Annotated in this window: 16 protein-coding genes, 1 tRNA gene and 1 pseudogene; 12 read left to right on the top strand and 6 right to left on the bottom strand. The window is 57.3% G+C overall.

Annotation, left to right across the window (positions count from 1 at the left end; genetic code table 11):
* The 5 genes and pseudogenes from KGA85_RS21030 to KGA85_RS21010 form a co-directional block, all read left to right on the top strand.
* Positions 1 to 1,424 (top strand): DUF2345 domain-containing protein (locus KGA85_RS21030; protein WP_223543356.1); only part of this gene is annotated, 1,424 nt, incomplete at its 5' end.
* 5 nt (positions 1,425 to 1,429) lie between these two features.
* A complete protein-coding gene (locus tag KGA85_RS21025; protein ID WP_223533251.1) occupies positions 1,430 to 2,203 on the top strand; it encodes a hypothetical protein in 774 nt (257 codons plus the stop codon).
* Positions 2,188 to 2,553 (top strand): hypothetical protein, encoded by a 366-nt coding sequence (locus tag KGA85_RS21020; protein ID WP_223454687.1) that lies wholly within the window; start codon positions 2,188 to 2,190, stop codon positions 2,551 to 2,553. The genes KGA85_RS21025 and KGA85_RS21020 overlap by 16 nt, the downstream gene beginning before the upstream one ends.
* A 286-nt stretch (positions 2,554 to 2,839) precedes the next feature.
* Positions 2,840 to 3,265: pseudogene (locus KGA85_RS21015) on the top strand (DUF6396 domain-containing protein); the annotation flags it as partial.
* A 90-nt stretch (positions 3,266 to 3,355) separates the two neighbouring features.
* Positions 3,356 to 3,955, top strand: a complete 600-nt coding sequence (locus KGA85_RS21010; protein ID WP_223533250.1) for a flavin reductase family protein — start codon at positions 3,356 to 3,358, stop codon at positions 3,953 to 3,955.
* A 12-nt stretch (positions 3,956 to 3,967) separates the two neighbouring features.
* On the opposite strand, the gene KGA85_RS21005 is transcribed toward KGA85_RS21010, so the two are convergent.
* Both KGA85_RS21005 and KGA85_RS21000 read right to left on the bottom strand, forming a co-directional pair.
* Positions 3,968 to 4,336 carry a cupin domain-containing protein gene (locus KGA85_RS21005; protein WP_223454690.1) on the bottom strand — a complete coding sequence of 123 codons (369 nt, stop codon included), beginning with the start codon at positions 4,334 to 4,336 and terminating at the stop codon, positions 3,968 to 3,970.
* Between the two features lie 76 nt (positions 4,337 to 4,412).
* Positions 4,413 to 5,222, bottom strand: a complete 810-nt coding sequence (locus KGA85_RS21000; protein ID WP_223454777.1) for an AraC family transcriptional regulator — start codon at positions 5,220 to 5,222, stop codon at positions 4,413 to 4,415.
* 165 nt (positions 5,223 to 5,387) lie between these two features.
* On the opposite strand from KGA85_RS21000, the gene ddlA reads away from it, so the two are divergent.
* Entirely contained in the window at positions 5,388 to 6,482 is a 1,095-nt protein-coding gene (ddlA, locus tag KGA85_RS20995; RefSeq protein WP_223454692.1) for a D-alanine--D-alanine ligase, read from the top strand.
* A gap of 57 nt (positions 6,483 to 6,539) precedes the next feature.
* Here ddlA and KGA85_RS20990 read toward each other — a convergent pair whose 3' ends face one another.
* Both KGA85_RS20990 and ggt read right to left on the bottom strand, forming a co-directional pair.
* Positions 6,540 to 6,911, bottom strand: a complete 372-nt coding sequence (locus tag KGA85_RS20990) for a type II toxin-antitoxin system HigA family antitoxin (RefSeq protein WP_223454693.1) — start codon at positions 6,909 to 6,911, stop codon at positions 6,540 to 6,542.
* 206 nt (positions 6,912 to 7,117) lie between these two features.
* Entirely contained in the window at positions 7,118 to 8,950 is a 1,833-nt protein-coding gene (gene ggt, locus KGA85_RS20985) for a gamma-glutamyltransferase (RefSeq protein ID WP_223454695.1), read from the bottom strand.
* Positions 8,951 to 9,116: 166 nt separating this feature from the next.
* Between ggt and KGA85_RS20980 the strand changes: the two genes are divergently transcribed.
* Positions 9,117 to 10,220, top strand: coding sequence for a DUF2817 domain-containing protein (locus KGA85_RS20980; RefSeq protein ID WP_223543355.1), 1,104 nt, complete (start codon positions 9,117 to 9,119; stop codon positions 10,218 to 10,220).
* Between the two features lie 48 nt (positions 10,221 to 10,268).
* Here KGA85_RS20980 and KGA85_RS20975 read toward each other — a convergent pair whose 3' ends face one another.
* Positions 10,269 to 11,006, bottom strand: coding sequence for a UTRA domain-containing protein (locus KGA85_RS20975; RefSeq protein WP_223454699.1), 738 nt, complete (start codon positions 11,004 to 11,006; stop codon positions 10,269 to 10,271).
* Positions 11,007 to 11,402: 396 nt separating this feature from the next.
* Here KGA85_RS20975 and KGA85_RS20970 point away from each other — a divergent pair, with 396 nt between their 5' ends.
* The 5 genes from KGA85_RS20970 to KGA85_RS20950 all read left to right on the top strand — a co-directional run bounded on the left by KGA85_RS20970 (position 11,403) and on the right by KGA85_RS20950 (position 15,998).
* Positions 11,403 to 12,458 carry an ABC transporter substrate-binding protein gene (locus KGA85_RS20970; protein WP_223454700.1) on the top strand — a complete coding sequence of 352 codons (1,056 nt, stop codon included), beginning with the start codon at positions 11,403 to 11,405 and terminating at the stop codon, positions 12,456 to 12,458.
* Between the two features lie 174 nt (positions 12,459 to 12,632).
* Positions 12,633 to 13,520, top strand: a complete 888-nt coding sequence (locus tag KGA85_RS20965; RefSeq protein WP_223454702.1) for an ABC transporter permease — start codon at positions 12,633 to 12,635, stop codon at positions 13,518 to 13,520.
* A complete protein-coding gene (locus KGA85_RS20960) occupies positions 13,510 to 14,280 on the top strand; it encodes an ABC transporter permease (RefSeq protein ID WP_223442545.1) in 771 nt (256 codons plus the stop codon). Before KGA85_RS20965 ends, KGA85_RS20960 begins: the two co-directional genes overlap by 11 nt.
* Before the next feature lie 9 nt (positions 14,281 to 14,289).
* On the top strand, positions 14,290 to 15,318 hold the full coding sequence (locus KGA85_RS20955) for an ABC transporter ATP-binding protein (protein ID WP_223454704.1): 1,029 nt from the start codon (positions 14,290 to 14,292) through the stop codon (positions 15,316 to 15,318).
* Entirely contained in the window at positions 15,315 to 15,998 is a 684-nt protein-coding gene (locus KGA85_RS20950) for an HAD family hydrolase (protein ID WP_223454706.1), read from the top strand. Before KGA85_RS20955 ends, KGA85_RS20950 begins: the two co-directional genes overlap by 4 nt.
* Positions 15,999 to 16,340: 342 nt before the next feature.
* Here the strand turns inward: KGA85_RS20950 and KGA85_RS20945 are convergent.
* A tRNA-Met gene (locus tag KGA85_RS20945) sits at positions 16,341 to 16,417 on the bottom strand.
* Positions 16,418 to 16,419: the final 2 nt, after the last annotated feature.

Raw genomic sequence — 16,419 nt, 5'->3', positions numbered from 1 at the left:
GCCAGGCCCGCGCCTACGCCGGCGACACCTACGGCCTGCACCTGCCGCTGATCGCCGGCACCGAAGTGGCCATCGCCTTCGAGCAGGGCGACCCGGACCGCCCCTACATCGCCCACGCCCTGCACGACGATCAGCACCCGGACCTGGTGACCCAGCGCAACGACCACCGCAACGTGCTGCGCACGCCGGCCAACAACAAGCTGCGCCTGGATGACACGCGGGGGCAGGAGCACATCAAGCTCAGTACCGAGTATGGCGGCAAGAGCCAGCTGAACCTGGGGCATCTGGTGGATGGCCAGCGCAAGAAGCGGGGGGAAGGGTTTGAGCTGCGTACGGATGATTGGGGCGCCATCAGAGGCGGCAAGGGTCTTTTCATCAGCGCGGACAAACAGGAGAAAACCAAGGGTGCGCAACTCGACATGGATGCTGCCGTCGCCCAATTGGAAAGTGCCTTGTCGCTGGCGCGTTCCCTCGCCGATGCGGCTCGCGCGGCTGAAACCACCCCCGGCGACACCGCCAGCCAGGAACGGCTCAACCAAGTCCTCGATGGCTTGAAGCAACCGGGTCTGTTGCTGCACGCCCCGGCAGGTATAGGCATGGTCAGCCCGGAGGCGGTGAGCCTGTCCTCGGGAAGCGAAAGCGTGGGCATCGTCGCCGCGCACAACGTCGACCTCAGCGCCGGGCAGAACATCACCGCCACCGCCGAGGACGGCATCAGCCTGCTCGCGCACAGCGCGGACATGCAGCTCAAGGCGGCCAAGGGCAACATCGATTTGCATGCTCTGGAAGGCCTTCTGCACGCCCTGGCGAAGGGCGACATCAAGATTGAGAGCGTGGATGGCCGGGTCCACATCCGCGCTGAGAAAGAGCTGATATTGGAATGCGGAGGGGTCTTTGTCCGCTTGAAAGACGGCGACCTCGATCAGGGCGCCCCCGGCAATATCTATCAACGGGCCAAGCATGTGCAAAAGTTTGGCAGCGCCAGGCTGGATACGCCGGCAACACCCTTACCTGGAGGTTACTCCGGGGAATACGTTCTGAGAGATGAGAGCCAGGCACCGCTGGCGTTTACCCGCTACCGGATCACCACTGAACAGGGCGAAGTGTTTAACGGCGTAACCGACAAGGAAGGGCGGACCATGAGCGCTCATACCTTATTGCCGGGTGGGCTGAAGATTGAGTTTCCAGCGTCCGAGAAATGGATCAGTTTTACTGCACCATCTGATATGAATTATCAAGGTTTGAAGTGCAGTGCCACGATGGATGATGGAACAGTGCTTCTAAGTGAGTTTGATAGTGAAAATAAAGCGAATTTTTATTCGTTTGTTGGAGAGGTTTGTATCAAATTTGAAGTCGAGGATCTGAATCGAGAGGGGCGTGATTCCAGTGGTGCCGAGAAATTACTGCGAATGTTGGTGGAGTAACTGTTATGGATAATTTTTATCGTAATTACTTGGCTCAAAAAAGCCATCCCATTGATGACGATGTATTAAATAAGGCTGTTGAAAGCTTTGAAGGGGTTGCTCTGAAGTTTTCTAACGATTTTTTAAATGATGCGCGGCAGCGCGAAAACTACAATCGAAATGTCAGAAGAGTCAAGGTGGAGGTTTTAAACCAAGTAAGGTCTGGAAGTATCTCGGTGAAGGAAGCAGCGGAGTTTTGCTACGAGGCGCGAAATAAAATAATGGCGGAGATTCGTGCCAATACATCGGTCCATGGGTTGGCTATTGCGGAGAAGAAGAAATTCGTTGCTCCTGCCTTGGAGGAGATATTGAACCGGAAGACTGAGGAGAAGTTTGGTAAAAAATTTATAGATCTGAGTCAGGCGCAAAAAAATTCAGTGTACTATGAAATCGTTGAGTCTTCGGCAAGGCCGAATATAAAGTTTAACACTGTAAATAAAGTGCTAAAGGTATCAGGGAAGGTTTTGATTGTTGTGACTATCGCCCATGCGACTTATGTAATTGCCAATGCAGATAATAAACCCAAGGAAGCTATTAAGCAGGGTATTACCATAGGCGGTGGATTGGCGGGAGGAGTATTGGCAAGCATGGCTGTATCTACGATCTGTGGACCTGGCGCGCCGTTCTGCGCAATCGGTTTAATGCTGGCAGGCGGGGCTGCGTCTGGCTGGGTGGCTTCGGAAATCGCAGACTCCCTTGATGATGAACTAGAGGAGTTTACAAGGTGGCAGATCAACTGAACGAAAAACTTTGGTTGGCTTTGTCGGGTGCGTTTGTTGATAGTGAGATTGACTACAGATATATCGCGAGTATCGCAAAAAATTACCCTTTGTCGGATGTCGAGTACGCGTTTTTTGAAAGAGTTGCGCCCGTGTGTATTTACAATCTGCTGGCACCAGTGCCTCCGGTCTGCTGGTTCTTCAATGAGGATCAGCTTTTACGCGATATCGAGTTGTTGATAAAGAAGAGACTCAGTAGAGGTGTCGCGAGTAAGGCGGTTGCCCCGGTTCAACGGTGGTTTATTCGGTTGGTTTGTAAGGGTGTCTGGGCTGGAATTAAAGCTGAAATAGAGCGGGCAAAAGCTGACTGAAGGACTACGTCGAGTGAGAATAAAGTGGCTTTATTGTTCTGTGGGTAGGATGGATGTTTTTTAAATTTTCCGGGTCGGTTGTCTCAAATTTTTCCACTAAAAAGGGAGCGCAGGATAATTCGGAATGGGCCTTCAATATTTGGCAAAAGATCATTAAACGGAACAAACGGGGCCAAAAAGCCCAGGCCTCGCCCATAGCTCCCATCATCGAGTTCTATTTCGGCGAATCCGACATGTCGGACCTCGACTGATGCGCCGGGTCTTGTTGCTGACATGTCTGCTGCTGGTCGCCGAAATCGTCCCGCTGCCACCCGCGCCGTTGCCATCCTGGGACGGTAAGCTCCAATGGCTCGAAGAACGCCTGGCCAATGTCCCCCCTGAAAAACCCAGCGAAGAGCTGATCAACCAACTGGCCAAAGCCAAGCTTCTCGACCCGGCCACGGGGCAGGGTCTACCGGGATCGCCTGCATTCAGCCAATCTCATTTGTCGGCACCGAACTGCCATAGCGGCCAAGCCTGTCCGGTGAGTGGATACTGGAAGGTGGGCTGGCTTCCCCGCCATCACTCAGTAGACAGGAGCGTCGCTCGGTATTTCGAACAGGGCGAGATCTTGCCGACACAACTGGTCCAGCGCTACCAGATGCGCACTTGGCCCTTTTCCGACAGGATCACACGACACGAACAAGCGGTTGAATGGTACCTGCTCGGGTGATGGACCACTTTGAAGGAGCGACCGCAGGCTGCGATATTTTCATTTGGGATGTCGTTACAATCGGCTCTTTTCCCCCTGGAGCAGACTTCCATGAGCGTTTCCCACCGCCGTCCGGTTCCCTTGTCCAAGGCCTATCGTCTGCTCAATCATGGCCCGACCGTGCTGGTCAGTGCAGCCCACGGTGGTCAGCGTAATATCATGGCGGCAGCCTGGGCCATGCCACTAGATTTCGAACCACCGAAAATTGCCGTGGTGCTGGACAAGTCCACCTGGACTCGCCAGCTGCTGGAAGCCTCGGGCACCTTTGTGCTGAACGTGCCTTGCGCCACCCAAGCCGACATTGTGCAGACCGTCGGTTCGACCTCCGGCCTGGAATTGACCCGGGGCCAGGGGCGCGACAAGTTTGAGACCTACGACTTGCAGACCTTCACCGGCGAGTCGGTCGATGCACCGATGCTAGAAGGCTGCGTGGCCTGGCTGGAATGTCGTCTGTTGCCTGAGCCGAACAACCATCAACAGTACGATCTGTTCCTGGCCGAAGTGATCGCAGCCCAAGCCGACGAGCGCGTGTTCAGCGAAGGTCGCTGGCACTTCGAGGGGCATGATGCGCTGCGCACCTTGCACCACGTGGCGGGCGGGCATTTCCTGAAGATCGGCGATCCGGTGGATGGCAAGCACTTGCAGGTTTGAGCCGGTCCGGGCTCATATCCACAGATCATTCTCGGCCGTGCGTTCGCCACCTTCACTGCCGGTATTGAGCACGCCCTTGGGTTCGATCAGCAGGAGTTTCACCTCCTGCTCGGCACAGGGTTTGTGCTCGACGCCCTTGGGCACCACGTACATTTCCCCGGCGTTCACCAGCACGTGGCCATCGCGAAAGTCGATGCGCAGCCGGCCTTCGAGCACGATGAAGGTTTCGTCGGTATCGAGGTGGTCGTGCCAGATAAAGTCCCCCAGCAGCTTCACCACCTTGAACTGGTAGTCGTTCATTTCGGCGATGACCCGGGGCGACCAGTGGGAATCGATCCAGCTGATTTTTTCAGCGAAGTTCAGGCTTTCGTAAGCGTTCATGAAACAGCTCTCGCGGTGGTTGGTGAACCCACGATAGCCAGCGACTCCATGCGCTTCTTGTACGATTGTGCGTGGCTCAACGGCGCTGCATGTTGATCCAGCGGGCCGGTGACAGGCCGTAGGTTTTGCCGAATTGCCGCGTCATGTGGCTCTGGTCGGTGAAGCCTGCGATCAGCGAGGCACTGACCAGGCTCTGACCCTGAATCAACAGCGCACGGACCATGTCCAAGCGGCGCATGGTCAAGTAGCGGTAGGGGCTGGTGCCGAACAACAGGCGAAAATCCCGGGACAGGCTCCAGCGATCCCGACCACTGTGTTGCGCCAGTTCATCCAGGGTCACGGTGCGATCCAGGGTACCGTGGATGTATTCCCGCGCACGCTGCGCGGCCACGTAATCGAAACCCGAGCGTTTGCCCGGCGCGCCGGAAGCCGTGCTCATGGCCTGCGCCAGATCGAACAGCGCGTCCTGTTCTTCCAGCGGGTCGAGCGGGCAATCCAGGCTGCGCAGCAACGCGCCCGTGGCGGCGAACAGGCGGGGATCGTTCGACAGCCCGGTCTTGATGAATGGCAGCGCTTGCCCGCCGAGCATCTGCTGGATCAGCGCCGGTTCGATGTACATCATCCGGTACTGGAAACCGGACTCGGTGCCGGCCTCGCCATCGTGGGCTTCGTCCGGGTGCAGCACGATCGTTGCGCCCGGCAGGCTGTGACGCCATCCGCCGCGATACTGAAAGCTCTGCACCCCGGCCAGGGTGTGGCCAATGGCATAGGTATCGTGGCGGTGAAGGTCGTAGCCATGGCCGGCAAAAAACGCCTCGAAACGCTGCAGCCCGCCGACATCGGGCGCGCGAAGGAACCAGTCATTGCGAGGCGGACGCTTGGTCATGGTGATGATCGTCTTGAGCTTGATGCGCAACACGGTAACCCAGCCAGCGGTTCGCTGTCTTCTGATCGGAAGGCGGCTTGTCCGCTAGAAAACCAAGGGCAAATACTGCACTGTGGGGCGCATTCGCTACAGGTTGTTTTTTATTTGTCAGGATGAGGCCAGGTCATGAGCAAGCTGCGCGTGGGGATCATTTTCGGAGGCCGTTCGGCCGAGCATGAGGTGTCGTTGCAGTCGGCGAAAAACATTGTCGATGCGCTGGATCGTTCACGCTTCGAGCCGGTGCTGATCGGCATCGACAAACAAGGCCACTGGCACCTCAACGACCCTTCCAACTTTTTGCTGAACCAGGAAAACCCGGCGCTGATCGCCCTCAATCAGTCCAATCGCGAACTGGCCGTGGTGCCGGGCAAAGCCAGTCAGCAACTGGTGGAAACTTCCAGCCAGGAAATGCTCGGTCACGTCGATGTGATCTTCCCGATTGTCCACGGCACCCTCGGAGAAGACGGTTGCCTGCAAGGCTTGCTGCGCATGGCCGATCTGCCGTTTGTCGGCTCCGATGTGCTCGGCTCGGCTGTGTGCATGGACAAGGACATCAGCAAGCGCCTGCTGCGCGATGCCGGCCTGGCCGTGACGCCGTTCGTGACATTGACCCGCGCCACGGCGGCGCGCACCGGGTTTGCCGAGGTGCGGGGCAAGTTGGGTTTGCAGCTGTTCGTCAAACCGGCGAACCAGGGCTCTTCCGTGGGCGTGAGCAAAGTCACCGACGAGGCTGAGTACCGCGCAGCGGTGGAGCTGGCCTTGAGTTTCGATACCAAGGTGTTGATCGAATCTGCCGTCAGCGGCCGCGAGATTGAATGCGCGGTGCTCGGCAATGAAGACGCCATCGCCAGTGGCTGCGGCGAGATCGTGGTGCGCAGCGGGTTCTATTCCTACGACAGCAAATACATCGACGACAAGGCCGCTGAAGTGGTAGTGCCAGCCAATATCAGCGTCGAGGTCAGCGAGCGCATTCGCGCCCTGGCCGTCGAGGCATTTCAGGTACTGGGCTGCTCCGGCCTGGCCCGCGTCGATGTGTTCCTGACCGACAGCGGCGAAGTGCTGATCAACGAAATCAACTCGCTGCCCGGCTTCACCCGCATTAGCATGTACCCGAAACTGTGGCAGGCCACCGGCATGACCTACAGCGAGCTGGTGACGCGACTGATCGAGCTGGGGCTGGAAAAGCACCAGGTTCGACAGGGGTTGAAGATCAGTCGATAAGCGGAGTTCTGCATCGTCCGTATTATCGGTGGGTATGATTGCAAGAGCTGCCCCTGATCAAACGTGCTTGACCGGTTTGATCAGGCTCTGGGCGGGTATCCCGAACAGCTCGTGCAGTTTCCAGATCATCGGAAGCGTCAACGCTCGCTTGCCATTGAGTACTTCATAAACACGATTTGTGCAGCCGATGGCGGGTGCAAGATCGGCGGCGGACAACCCGGACTGCTCCATTCTGAACTTGATCGCATCGATAGGATTGGGTAAGTCGACCGGGAAGTGCTTCGACTCAAACGACTCGATCAGCGTAATCATGATGTCAAAGTAATCTCCCTCGGGAGTGCCAATCTCTGGTTCATTCTCAAACAGTGCAGAGACGCTCTTGAGAGCGGCGCGGTAATCCTCTTCGGTGTGAATCGGGTGAATGTTCATGGGTTACACCATTTCGGCGTTATCAGCGTCGACCGTGTCGTACTGCTTGTGAGTGCCGACAAATTTTATGTGCATGGCGTGGAAACTCTAACCAGGACGCAAATACTTGTGGGTAGGAAAAAGCAGCGGGATCGAGGCGACCTGGACTCTTTACCAATAAAAAGGGCCTACCCACCAGTAAGCCCTTTCTCATCCCTGCGTACGTCTCAATCCCCCAGCGCTTGCCCCTCACGCCGCGGATCGGCCCCGCCTGTCAGCGACGCTTTGCCTTGGGCGTCCTTGACCCGAACAATCGCCTGGGTGCCGCTGGTCATGTCGATCTCGCTCACGCTGTGCCCTTTGTCTTTCAGCGCCTGAATCAGCGTCGGGCTGAACTGTCCGAGCTCCAGTTCGGTCGGGCCGTTGCGGCTGCCGAAGTTGGGCAGGTTGATTGCGGCTTGCGCATCGAGGTTCCAGTCGAGCAGGCCGATGGTGGATTTGGCCACGTATTCGATAATTTGCGAGCCGCCGGGGGAACCGACGGTAGCAAGGAATTCGCCGCTCTGGCGGTCGAAGATCAGGGTCGGGGCCATGGAGGAGCGCGGGCGTTTGCCGGGTTCGACGCGGTTGGCGACTTTTTGCCCGTTTTCCTCGGGGATGAACGAGAAGTCGGTCATCTCGTTGTTGAGCATGAAACCCTGAACCATGATGTGCGAGCCGAACGCCGACTCGATGGTGGTGGTCATCGACACGGCGCCGCCTGCATCATCGACGGCCACCACTTGCGAGGTGGAAATCCGCAGCGGCGAACGGTCCGGCGCATAGGCCACCTGAATGCCCGGCGGAGTGCCGGGTTTGGCCGTGCCCATGCTGCGTTCTCCAATCAGGGCGGCGCGGCTGGCGAGGTAGGTCGGGTCGACCAGACCCTTGACCGGCACGGGGACGAAGTCTGTGTCGGCGACGTACTGAGCGCGGTCGGCGTAGGCCAGGCGTTCGGCTTCAGAGATCAGGTGCACGGCTTGCGGGTCGGGCTCGATGCCGGCCGGGGCCGTGGTCTTGACCGGTTTCAGCGGTGCCAGCGCCAGACGTTTATCGCGAGTCTCCAGGGCTTGCAGCGTGCCGAGGATCTGCGCCACGGCGATTCCCCCCGACGATGGCGGCGGCATGCCGCAGACTTGCCAGCGCTTGTAGTCGGTGCACAGCGGCGCGCGCTCCTTGGCCTGGTAGTTGGCGAGGTCGGTCAGGGACAGGCTGCCAGGGTTGACGTGACCCTGCACCTTGGCCGCGATTTCCTCGGCGACCGGGCCTTTGTACAGGGCATCCGGGCCTTCATCGGCGATGCGTTTGAACACGGCGGCCAGTGCCGGGTTCTTCAAGTTTGTGCCGGCGGCTTTTGGGCTGCCATCGGCATTGCGAAAGTAAGCCATCATCTCTGCTGAACGCGGCATGGACGAATCCGCGGCGATCAACTGGTGCAGGCGTGGCGAAATGGCGAAGCCTTGCTCGGCGAGCCGGATGGCCGGTTCAAACAGCTGCGTCCAGGGCAGGCGTCCGTGTTTTTGATGGGCCAGTTCCAGAGCGCGCAGCACGCCGGGCGTGCCCACCGAGCGACCGCCAATCTGCGCCTGGGTGAACCCCATCGGTTGTCCGTTGGCTTGCAGGAAAAGCTTCTCGGTGGCGCCGGCCGGGGCGGTTTCACGGCCGTCGTAAGTGCGCACGGTTTTGCCATCCCAGAGTACGATCAATGCGCCACCACCGATGCCCGAAGACTGTGGCTCGACCAGCGTCAACACCGCTTGCATCGCAATCGCGGCATCGATGGCCGAGCCGCCCCGGCGCAGCATTTCCCGTCCGGCTTCGGCTGCCAGCGGGTTGGCCGCCGCGGCCATGTATTTTTCGGCGTGTTGGGTGCGCAGGTCGGTGCGAAAACCGGAAGCGCTTTCCGGTGCGAGCGGCAGGGTCGGGACTGAAGCGTTATTGCACGCGCCCAGGGTCAAGGCACTGGCGAGCAGAACCAGGGCTGGCAGGCGATAGCGGCGCAAAGGGAAGGTTGAGAACACGTGGGGTACTCCGTCCGTTGGATCTACGATCAATGGACTTTATCGGCCGACCGGGAGGGAAGCAAACCGGGTCCTGCGGCTCCGATGTTTTTGTCCTTCATCAATGGCAGGATTTTCTGTAGGGTCGTTGCCAACAAACAGGCCAGAAGATCAACAAGAGGCAAACATGCAAACCGAGTTCCCCACCCAGCCCAGCTATAGCACCCAGCGTGAACAGTTCCTGGCCGCAGCGACCACGGCAGGCGCAACGCTGACGGAATATCCACACCCGCTCAAAGGACCGTTCGGCGAGCCCCTGAGTACCGATGTGGCGGTGCTGGGTGATCCGGGCGCCAAGCGGCTGCTGATCGCGTTGAGCGGCACTCACGGGGTCGAAGGCTTCTACGGCTCGGGCTGCCAGATCAAATGGCTGCAGGAGTTGGGCAAGCGTTCCCTGCCAACGGATGTCGCCGTGGTCATGATCCATGCCATCAACCCTTGGGGTATGGCGTGGTTGCGCCGGGTCAACGAAGACAACATCGACCTGAACCGCAATCATCTGAACTTTCAACGCCCGCTGCCAGACAACCAGGCCTACAACGCCCTGCATGAAATCTATGCCTGCCCGCAGTTGCACGGTCCGGAGCGCGATCGTGCCGATGCCTTGCTCGACGAGCAGATTTGCCTGCACGGCTGGTCGGCGGTGATGTCGATTGTCGAGGGCGGTCAGCATGCTCATCCCGACGGCCTGTTTTTCGGCGGGCTGGCGCCGAGCTGGTCGAACCGCACGCTGCACAAAATCGTGCAAAAGCATATGGCCCATGCCGAGGTCGCCATGTGTTTCGACTTGCACACGGGCGCTGGCGAGTACGGTCATCCGATGTTGTTGACCATCACCGAGTCCGCCTATCCGGCGCTGTCGGATGCGCAGGCGATTTATGGCCCGTGGCTCTACAGCCTGCAAACCGGTGCCGACACCGTCAGCGAAACCGGCGTGGCGGCAACGGCCACCGGCTACACCTCGCAGGCGCTGATCAATGCGCTGCCGCAGGCGCGGCTGATGCCGTTTGTCATCGAGTGCGGGACTTACCCGGGGCCGGACGTTCACCGTCATCTGCGCGATGACCACTGGCTGCATCTGCACGGCAACCCGAATGACGCAACAGGGCGCGGGATCAAGCTGAATCTGCTTGAGCAGTTCTATCCCGCCGACAGCGATTGGCAGGCGATGGTCTGGCTGCGCACCTGGCAGATCTGGGAGCGGGCGTTGTCTGCATTGCCGACGGCATAAGGTTCAAGGGGAAGCTGTATGGTTTCCAGCGGGTAAGGTTTTCGAGGGTCAAGCTACTTTGTCTGGATGCAGTGTTTGGCTATCCATGGAAATCCGGACTGCGTCATGACGCCAGAACTCGCGATCGCAATCAAGAATCTGTCCATGCTGATCATAGTTGACGCGAATTATCATTAACAGCGGACTGCCTTCTGGCAGATTGAGATAGTTCGCCACGCTGGCCTGCGCCGCGGTCGGGTAAATATCAAAAGTGGCGCGGCCGCAATGGATGTCATAGTGTTTTCGGTAAATCAATGTCAGCGACTGAGTCAGGTCCAGTTTCAATATGTCCGGGAAAAACTCTGGTTTCAGATAATGTTCTACAAACATCACGGGGCGCCCATCGACTGAGCGTAGACGACGTATACAGTGCAGCATGCTTAACGGCAGCACCGCCAACTTCAGGCATAACTCCGGGCTCGCCAATTCCGTACTGGTGGAAATGACCTGTGTGAGTGCCTTGCGCCCCTGACTTTCGACCATCTGGTGGAACAGCGAATTTGTGAAGGGGTTGTACACCAGTCGGGGTGGGGTAACAAACCAGCCGCGCCTGCTTTCCCGATAGATCGATCCTTCCGCTTCCATTCTTTGCAGGGCTTCTCTGAGCGTGATGCGGGTTGTGGAAAACAGGTCGCTGAGCTCTCGTTCGGGAGGGAGCTTGCTACCGGACGCCAGAGTGCCATTGATGATTTGCGTTGCCAGGGCGTGATAGATGGTGGCAGCTTGAGTGGTTATTTTTTCTGTCACGGTGATGGTCTGGATGATTTTTGAGCGCTGATATTATCCCAGTTCATCATTTCATTACCTTTACGAGACTCAACTGTCTCTCTTCGGGCACACCTCGCCCACTATCCCTCTGACGATTGATCACCCGGAGCGGGTGCTCAGACCGTCGTCCGCGCCTGCGCTCTGGTGCCGATTACCTTCGTTGTTTCTGGTCGTGCCGGGCGCGTGAATGAGCGTGGCATCGACAGACAATCCCTGGCGCAACGACAGCTCTGTTCTATCCCGGCCAAGTGCTTAACGCCTATTCAATTGCATCAGGGGGCTGAGTCGGAGCGTCTCAAGTGTCACATTTCGGTCATTTCTTATGGGTAGCATCCAGTTTCCGCCCAAATCTGGTCTATACCACACGGCTATCCCATGAAAAAAATACTGATTACGAGTTTGCTTGCAGGTGCCTTGTCGATTGCAGTTTCCAGTGCGTACGCGCAGTCGGAGCTGGATGCTTTAGTCGCCGCAGCCAAAAAAGAAGGCGCGGTCAATAGTTTGGGTATGCCGGATAACTGGGCAAACTGGAAAGATACCTGGGCTCAGATCACGCAAACATATGGCCTGGTACATCAGGACACCGACATGAGTTCGGGGCAGGAAATCGCAAAATTCGAAGCTGAAAAATCGAACGCATCAGGCGATATCGGTGACGTTGGCCAATCTTTTGGCCCGATTGCCGTCAGGAAGGGCGTTACCCAGGCCTACAAGCCGACCACCTGGGACGAAATTCCGGCTTGGGCCAAGGACGCAGACGGTCATTGGATGGTGGCTTACAGCGGGACCATTTCCTTCATCAGCAACAACAAGCTGGTCAAAAATCCGCCTAAGAACTGGGGCGATTTGCTCAAAGGCAACTACAAGGTGACGGTTGGCGAAGTGGGCGTCTCGGCGCAAGCCAATAGCGCTCTGCTGGCGGCGGCGATTGCCAATGGCGGCAACGAAAAGAACTTGCAGCCTGCGTATCAGTTATTTGCAGAGTTGGCTAAACAAGGGCGGCTCTCCATGACCGATGCGAATATCGCCAACATGGAAAAAGGTGAAGTGGAAGTTGCCCTGTTATGGGACTTCACGTCATTGAGCTATCGCGACAAGATCGATCCATCCCAGTTCACGGTATCCATTCCAACTGACGGTAGTGTGAGTGCCGGTTATTCAACCCTCATCAACAAATACGCACAGCATCCGAACGCCGCCAAGCTGGCGCGTGAATACATCTTCAGCGATGCAGGCCAGATTAACCTGGCGCGTGGTTATGCGCGTCCGATTCGCAACAACGTCGTCCTGCCACAGGATGTAAAGGACAAGATGCTGTCGGCTGAACAGTATCGCAACGCCAAACCGATCCAGGATTTCGCGGCTTGGGAGACAACCACCAAGGCCATACCGCGGCAGTGGCAAGAACAAGTCATGATTTATAACAAGTAACTCCACCCGCGTTAGTTCGCTTCTAAAAACCTGCTGCGCGACTTGGGTCGTTCGCTACGGTTTTTAGAAGTGAGCATTAGAGCAGAGAGCAGGGTAATGGTCGCACTAAGGTTTGCGCCGGCCATATTTCGCGCTCGTTTATCAAAAACCATGTAACACGGAATGGCTAGCTGTATGACTTCTGCATCGAATCCACTGGCAATACCAGTGACTCTCGACACCCGGCATTACCCACGCTTTCGCCACTGGCGGGCGGCGCTGGTTCTATTGCCTTTGTTATGTGTGTTGGCGCTGTTTTCACTGGCACCGACAGCCTGGCTGCTGATCAACAGTGTGCAGGTTGATGGCGCATGGTCGCTGGCGAATTTCAGTGAAATCCTGCATTCCCCGTTTTACCGGCAGGCCTTTGGTAACAGCCTTTGGGTTTCCGTCTGCTCCAGCTTGATCGGATTAGCCATCGCGCTGGTGGTCGCCGCTTCATTGAAGCGGGTGGATTGCGCGCTACGTGATATGACGGTGGCATTCACCAATATGGCCAGCAATCTAAGTGGGGTGTCATTGGCATTCGCCTTCATTATCGTGATGGGAACTAATGGCGCCGTGACCTTGCTCTTGCGGCGATGGGGTTTGCTGGCTGATTTCAATCTATACACGCAGACCGGTCTGACGCTGATTTACAGCTATTTCCAAATACCGCTAGCGGTGTTGTTGCTCTATCCAGCCTTTGATGCGCTGCAAGATGATTGGCAAGAGGCAGCCTCTTTGCTGGGTGCCAGCCGTGCCAGTTACTGGCGCCTGGTTGCGTTGCCGGTGTTGCTGCCGGCGGTACTCGGCACTTTCATATTGTTGTTGGCTAATGCCATGGGGGCGTATGCCAGTGCGTATGCACTGATGACCTCCAACTACAACCTGGTCACCATCCGCATTTCCAGCCTGGTCGCCGGGGACATTTCCCTGGAACCGAATCTGGCGGCAGCACTGTCCGTGCTTCTGGTGGCGATGCTGGTGCTCGTGGCGATGGTCAACCAGCTCTTGATGAAGAGAAGCTACCATGCACACTAACCGTTATCACCAGTTCGTGCTGTATGGCGTGATGGCCCTGCTCAGTGTCCCTGTTCTGGCGACCCTGGTGTATTCATTTTCCCAGCACTGGGGGGCAACCATATTGCCCGACGGGCTGACGTTCGACTGGTACCTCAAGTTGTGGCAAGAGCCGCGGTTCTTGAGTGCATTTAGCCACTCCCTGTTGATTGCACTGGGCACATTGGTCTTCAGCACAGTGGTCATCGTGCCTGCCGCATTTGTCGTGTTCCATTATTTCCCGAATCTGGATCGTTGGATGAACATCCTGATCCTGATCCAGTTCGCGGTGCCGCCTGTGGTCTCGTCTGTGGGCTTGTTACAGATTTATGCCGATGGCCCGCTTCCACTGATCGGTACGCCGTGGGTATTGATCGGGTGCTATTTCACGATTGTCCTGCCGTTCATGTACCGGGCACTCGCCAACGGTCTGCAAGGGCTGAACGTGCGTGACCTGATGGATGCGGCGCACCTGCTAGGGGCAAGCACTCCCGCCGCTTTTTTGCGGGTGATCTTGCCGAATATCCGCAAGGGCCTGATGGCCGCTTTGTTTCTCTCGTTCTCCTTCCTGCTGGGCGAGTTCGTGTTCGCCAACATATTGGTGGGCAGCCGTTACGAAACCTTGAACGTCTATCTCTATTCCGTGCGCTCCACCAGCGGCCATTTCATGAGTGCCGTGGTGATGAGCTATTTCATATTTACGCTGGGCGTGACCTGGATTGCCACCCGCTTGAGTCGATAGGACTGTGCGATGAATTATCTTGAAGTATCCAACTTGTCAAAATACTACGGCAAGGGCTCGGGCAAGACCCGCGTGTTTGACGACATCCATTTCAATATCAAAGAAGGCGAACTGGTGACCCTGCTTGGCCCCAGTGGCTGCGGCAAGTCGACCTTATTGCGCTGCATCGCCGGTTTGACTGATGTCGATAGCGGTCAGATCCAGGTGGCGGGAAATAACATTACCCATGTTGCTCCGCAAAAACGTGGTATCGGCATGGTCTTCCAGAGCTATGCGTTGTTTCCGAATCTGACGGTGATGGGCAATATTGCCTTCGGCCTGAAAATGCAGGGCGTCTGTGTCGATGAAGCCTTCCAGCGCGTGACCGAAGCGGTGCGCCTGGTTGAATTGCAGGGGCACGAAAACAAATTCGTGAGTCAGCTCTCCGGCGGCCAGCGTCAGCGTGTCGCCCTGGCGAGGGCATTGGTGGTGCGGCCACGCATCCTGTTGCTGGATGAACCACTGTCGGCACTGGATGCGCGCATCCGCAAGAACCTGCAGGAGGAGATCAGGCGGATTCAGTCGCAGCTGAAACTGACGACTATTTTCGTGACCCACGATCAGGAAGAAGCGCTGATGTTGTCCGACCGCATCATTGTCATGGATGGCGGTCGCATCGTGCAGGAAGGGAGCGCCGAGACAATCTACACCCGTCCCGCCAATGGGTTTGTCGCGCGCTTCATGGGCAGCTACAACCTGCTGGATGCCCGTCAGGCGGAACAACTGCTTGGCCTGCGCATACAAGGACAACTGGCAATCCGGCCAGAAGCGATCCATGTGGCGCAAGCCGGCCGCAGCTATGGCTCACATCTGGGTGCACCGTGCCGCGCCACGGTCCGTCACCATCAGCTGCTCGGCAACGTCATTCGTTACCACGTCGATGCGCAAGGCTGCTCGTTGATGGTCGATATGCTCAATCGCAGCTCAGGGTCTTTGCTGCCGGCAGGCGCGCCGCTCGATCTGCTGTTCAATCGTGAAGAACTGCAGGAGGTCGCATGACGGTTTTGGCTATTTTTGATATGGACGAGACCCTTATCGATTGCGATAGCTCCAGTCTCTGGCTGCGCTATCTGGTGCAGCATGGTGTGGCCGCAGCCGACATGCTGGTCACCGAGCAGGCGATGATGCAAGCCTATCATCTGGGCGAACTCTCCATGGCGCAGTACATGGACTTTACGCTCCAACCGTTGTCTGGAGTGGCCGTCAGCGAAGTGGAGCGATGGGCAGATGACTTTGTTTCCAGCATCGTTGCTCCCCGCATATATCCAGCCGGACGTCGGCAAATCGAGTGGCATCGCCAACAGGGAAACCAGCTATTGATCATCTCCGCGACGGCTGACTTTATCGTGCGCCGTGTCGCGACCATGCTGGGCGTGGACGAGGTGATCGCCATCGAGCTTGAACAGGAAGGCGACAGTTTTACCGGCGCGACTAAAGGGATACTCAGTTTTCGGGAAGGCAAGGTGGAGCGCTTGCAGGCGTGGCTGAAGCACCGTGGCAACAGCTTGCAAGGCAGCTATGGCTACAGTGACTCGGTGAATGATTTGCCGCTTTTACATGTGGTCCAGCATGCGTGTGTCGTCAACCCCGCGCCAGCGTTGAAACAGGTCTCGGACCAGCATCAATGGCGACAGTATGACTGGCAGTTGGCGCAAGATGAGCACCGCGTCGCGGGTTAATCCAGTCGCGCTTTGATGCATTATTGCGCCACAAGGCAGCGGGCCTGCCGGTACCTCGGCTAACCCAGGATTTATCATGAGCCGCCATGGGGATGCGCTTCCAGGCAGAGGCCTTGTTCGTCATAAAGGCGGCAGGCCTTGTCCGGTTGCCGCAAAACCTTGTGCGAATTGGGCAGCAGCGGTAGCCGCGACCTGAAACATGCAAGCAGGCAGACACGAAGGCAAGGGCTGTTCCGGGTACATGGTGCGACAAAACAAATGCCCCAGACACAAGAAAGCCCGCACTAGGCGGGCTTCTTGAGGTTGTTTAGAGACTCATGGAGACATCTGTAAACAGGTACTTGGTGGCTACACAGGGACTTGAACCCCGGACCCCAGCATTATGAATGCTATGCTCTAACCAACTGAGCTATGTAGCCAA

Source organism: Pseudomonas sp. GL-B-12 (assembly GCF_019955895.1).
Taxonomy (GTDB): domain Bacteria; phylum Pseudomonadota; class Gammaproteobacteria; order Pseudomonadales; family Pseudomonadaceae; genus Aquipseudomonas.
Note: the sequence above shows the minus strand (reverse complement) of the source record. Positions and strands in the feature narration are given on the sequence as shown.

Excerpts from the sequence above, each read along its gene's own strand:
- KGA85_RS21025 (WP_223533251.1), top strand. The coding sequence starts at position 1,430 with ATGGATAATTTTTATCGTAATTACTTGGCTCAAAAAAGCCATCCCATT.
- KGA85_RS21010 (WP_223533250.1), top strand. The coding sequence starts at position 3,356 with ATGAGCGTTTCCCACCGCCGTCCGGTTCCCTTGTCCAAGGCCTATCGT.
- KGA85_RS21005 (WP_223454690.1), bottom strand. The coding sequence starts at position 4,336 with ATGAACGCTTACGAAAGCCTGAACTTCGCTGAAAAAATCAGCTGGATC.
- KGA85_RS21000 (WP_223454777.1), bottom strand. The coding sequence starts at position 5,222 with ATGACCAAGCGTCCGCCTCGCAATGACTGGTTCCTTCGCGCGCCCGAT.
- ddlA (WP_223454692.1), top strand. The coding sequence starts at position 5,388 with ATGAGCAAGCTGCGCGTGGGGATCATTTTCGGAGGCCGTTCGGCCGAG.
- KGA85_RS20990 (WP_223454693.1), bottom strand. The coding sequence starts at position 6,911 with ATGAACATTCACCCGATTCACACCGAAGAGGATTACCGCGCCGCTCTC.
- KGA85_RS20980 (WP_223543355.1), top strand. The coding sequence starts at position 9,117 with ATGCAAACCGAGTTCCCCACCCAGCCCAGCTATAGCACCCAGCGTGAA.
- KGA85_RS20970 (WP_223454700.1), top strand. The coding sequence starts at position 11,403 with ATGAAAAAAATACTGATTACGAGTTTGCTTGCAGGTGCCTTGTCGATT.
- KGA85_RS20965 (WP_223454702.1), top strand. The coding sequence starts at position 12,633 with ATGACTTCTGCATCGAATCCACTGGCAATACCAGTGACTCTCGACACC.
- KGA85_RS20960 (WP_223442545.1), top strand. The coding sequence starts at position 13,510 with ATGCACACTAACCGTTATCACCAGTTCGTGCTGTATGGCGTGATGGCC.
- KGA85_RS20955 (WP_223454704.1), top strand. The coding sequence starts at position 14,290 with ATGAATTATCTTGAAGTATCCAACTTGTCAAAATACTACGGCAAGGGC.
- KGA85_RS20950 (WP_223454706.1), top strand. The coding sequence starts at position 15,315 with ATGACGGTTTTGGCTATTTTTGATATGGACGAGACCCTTATCGATTGC.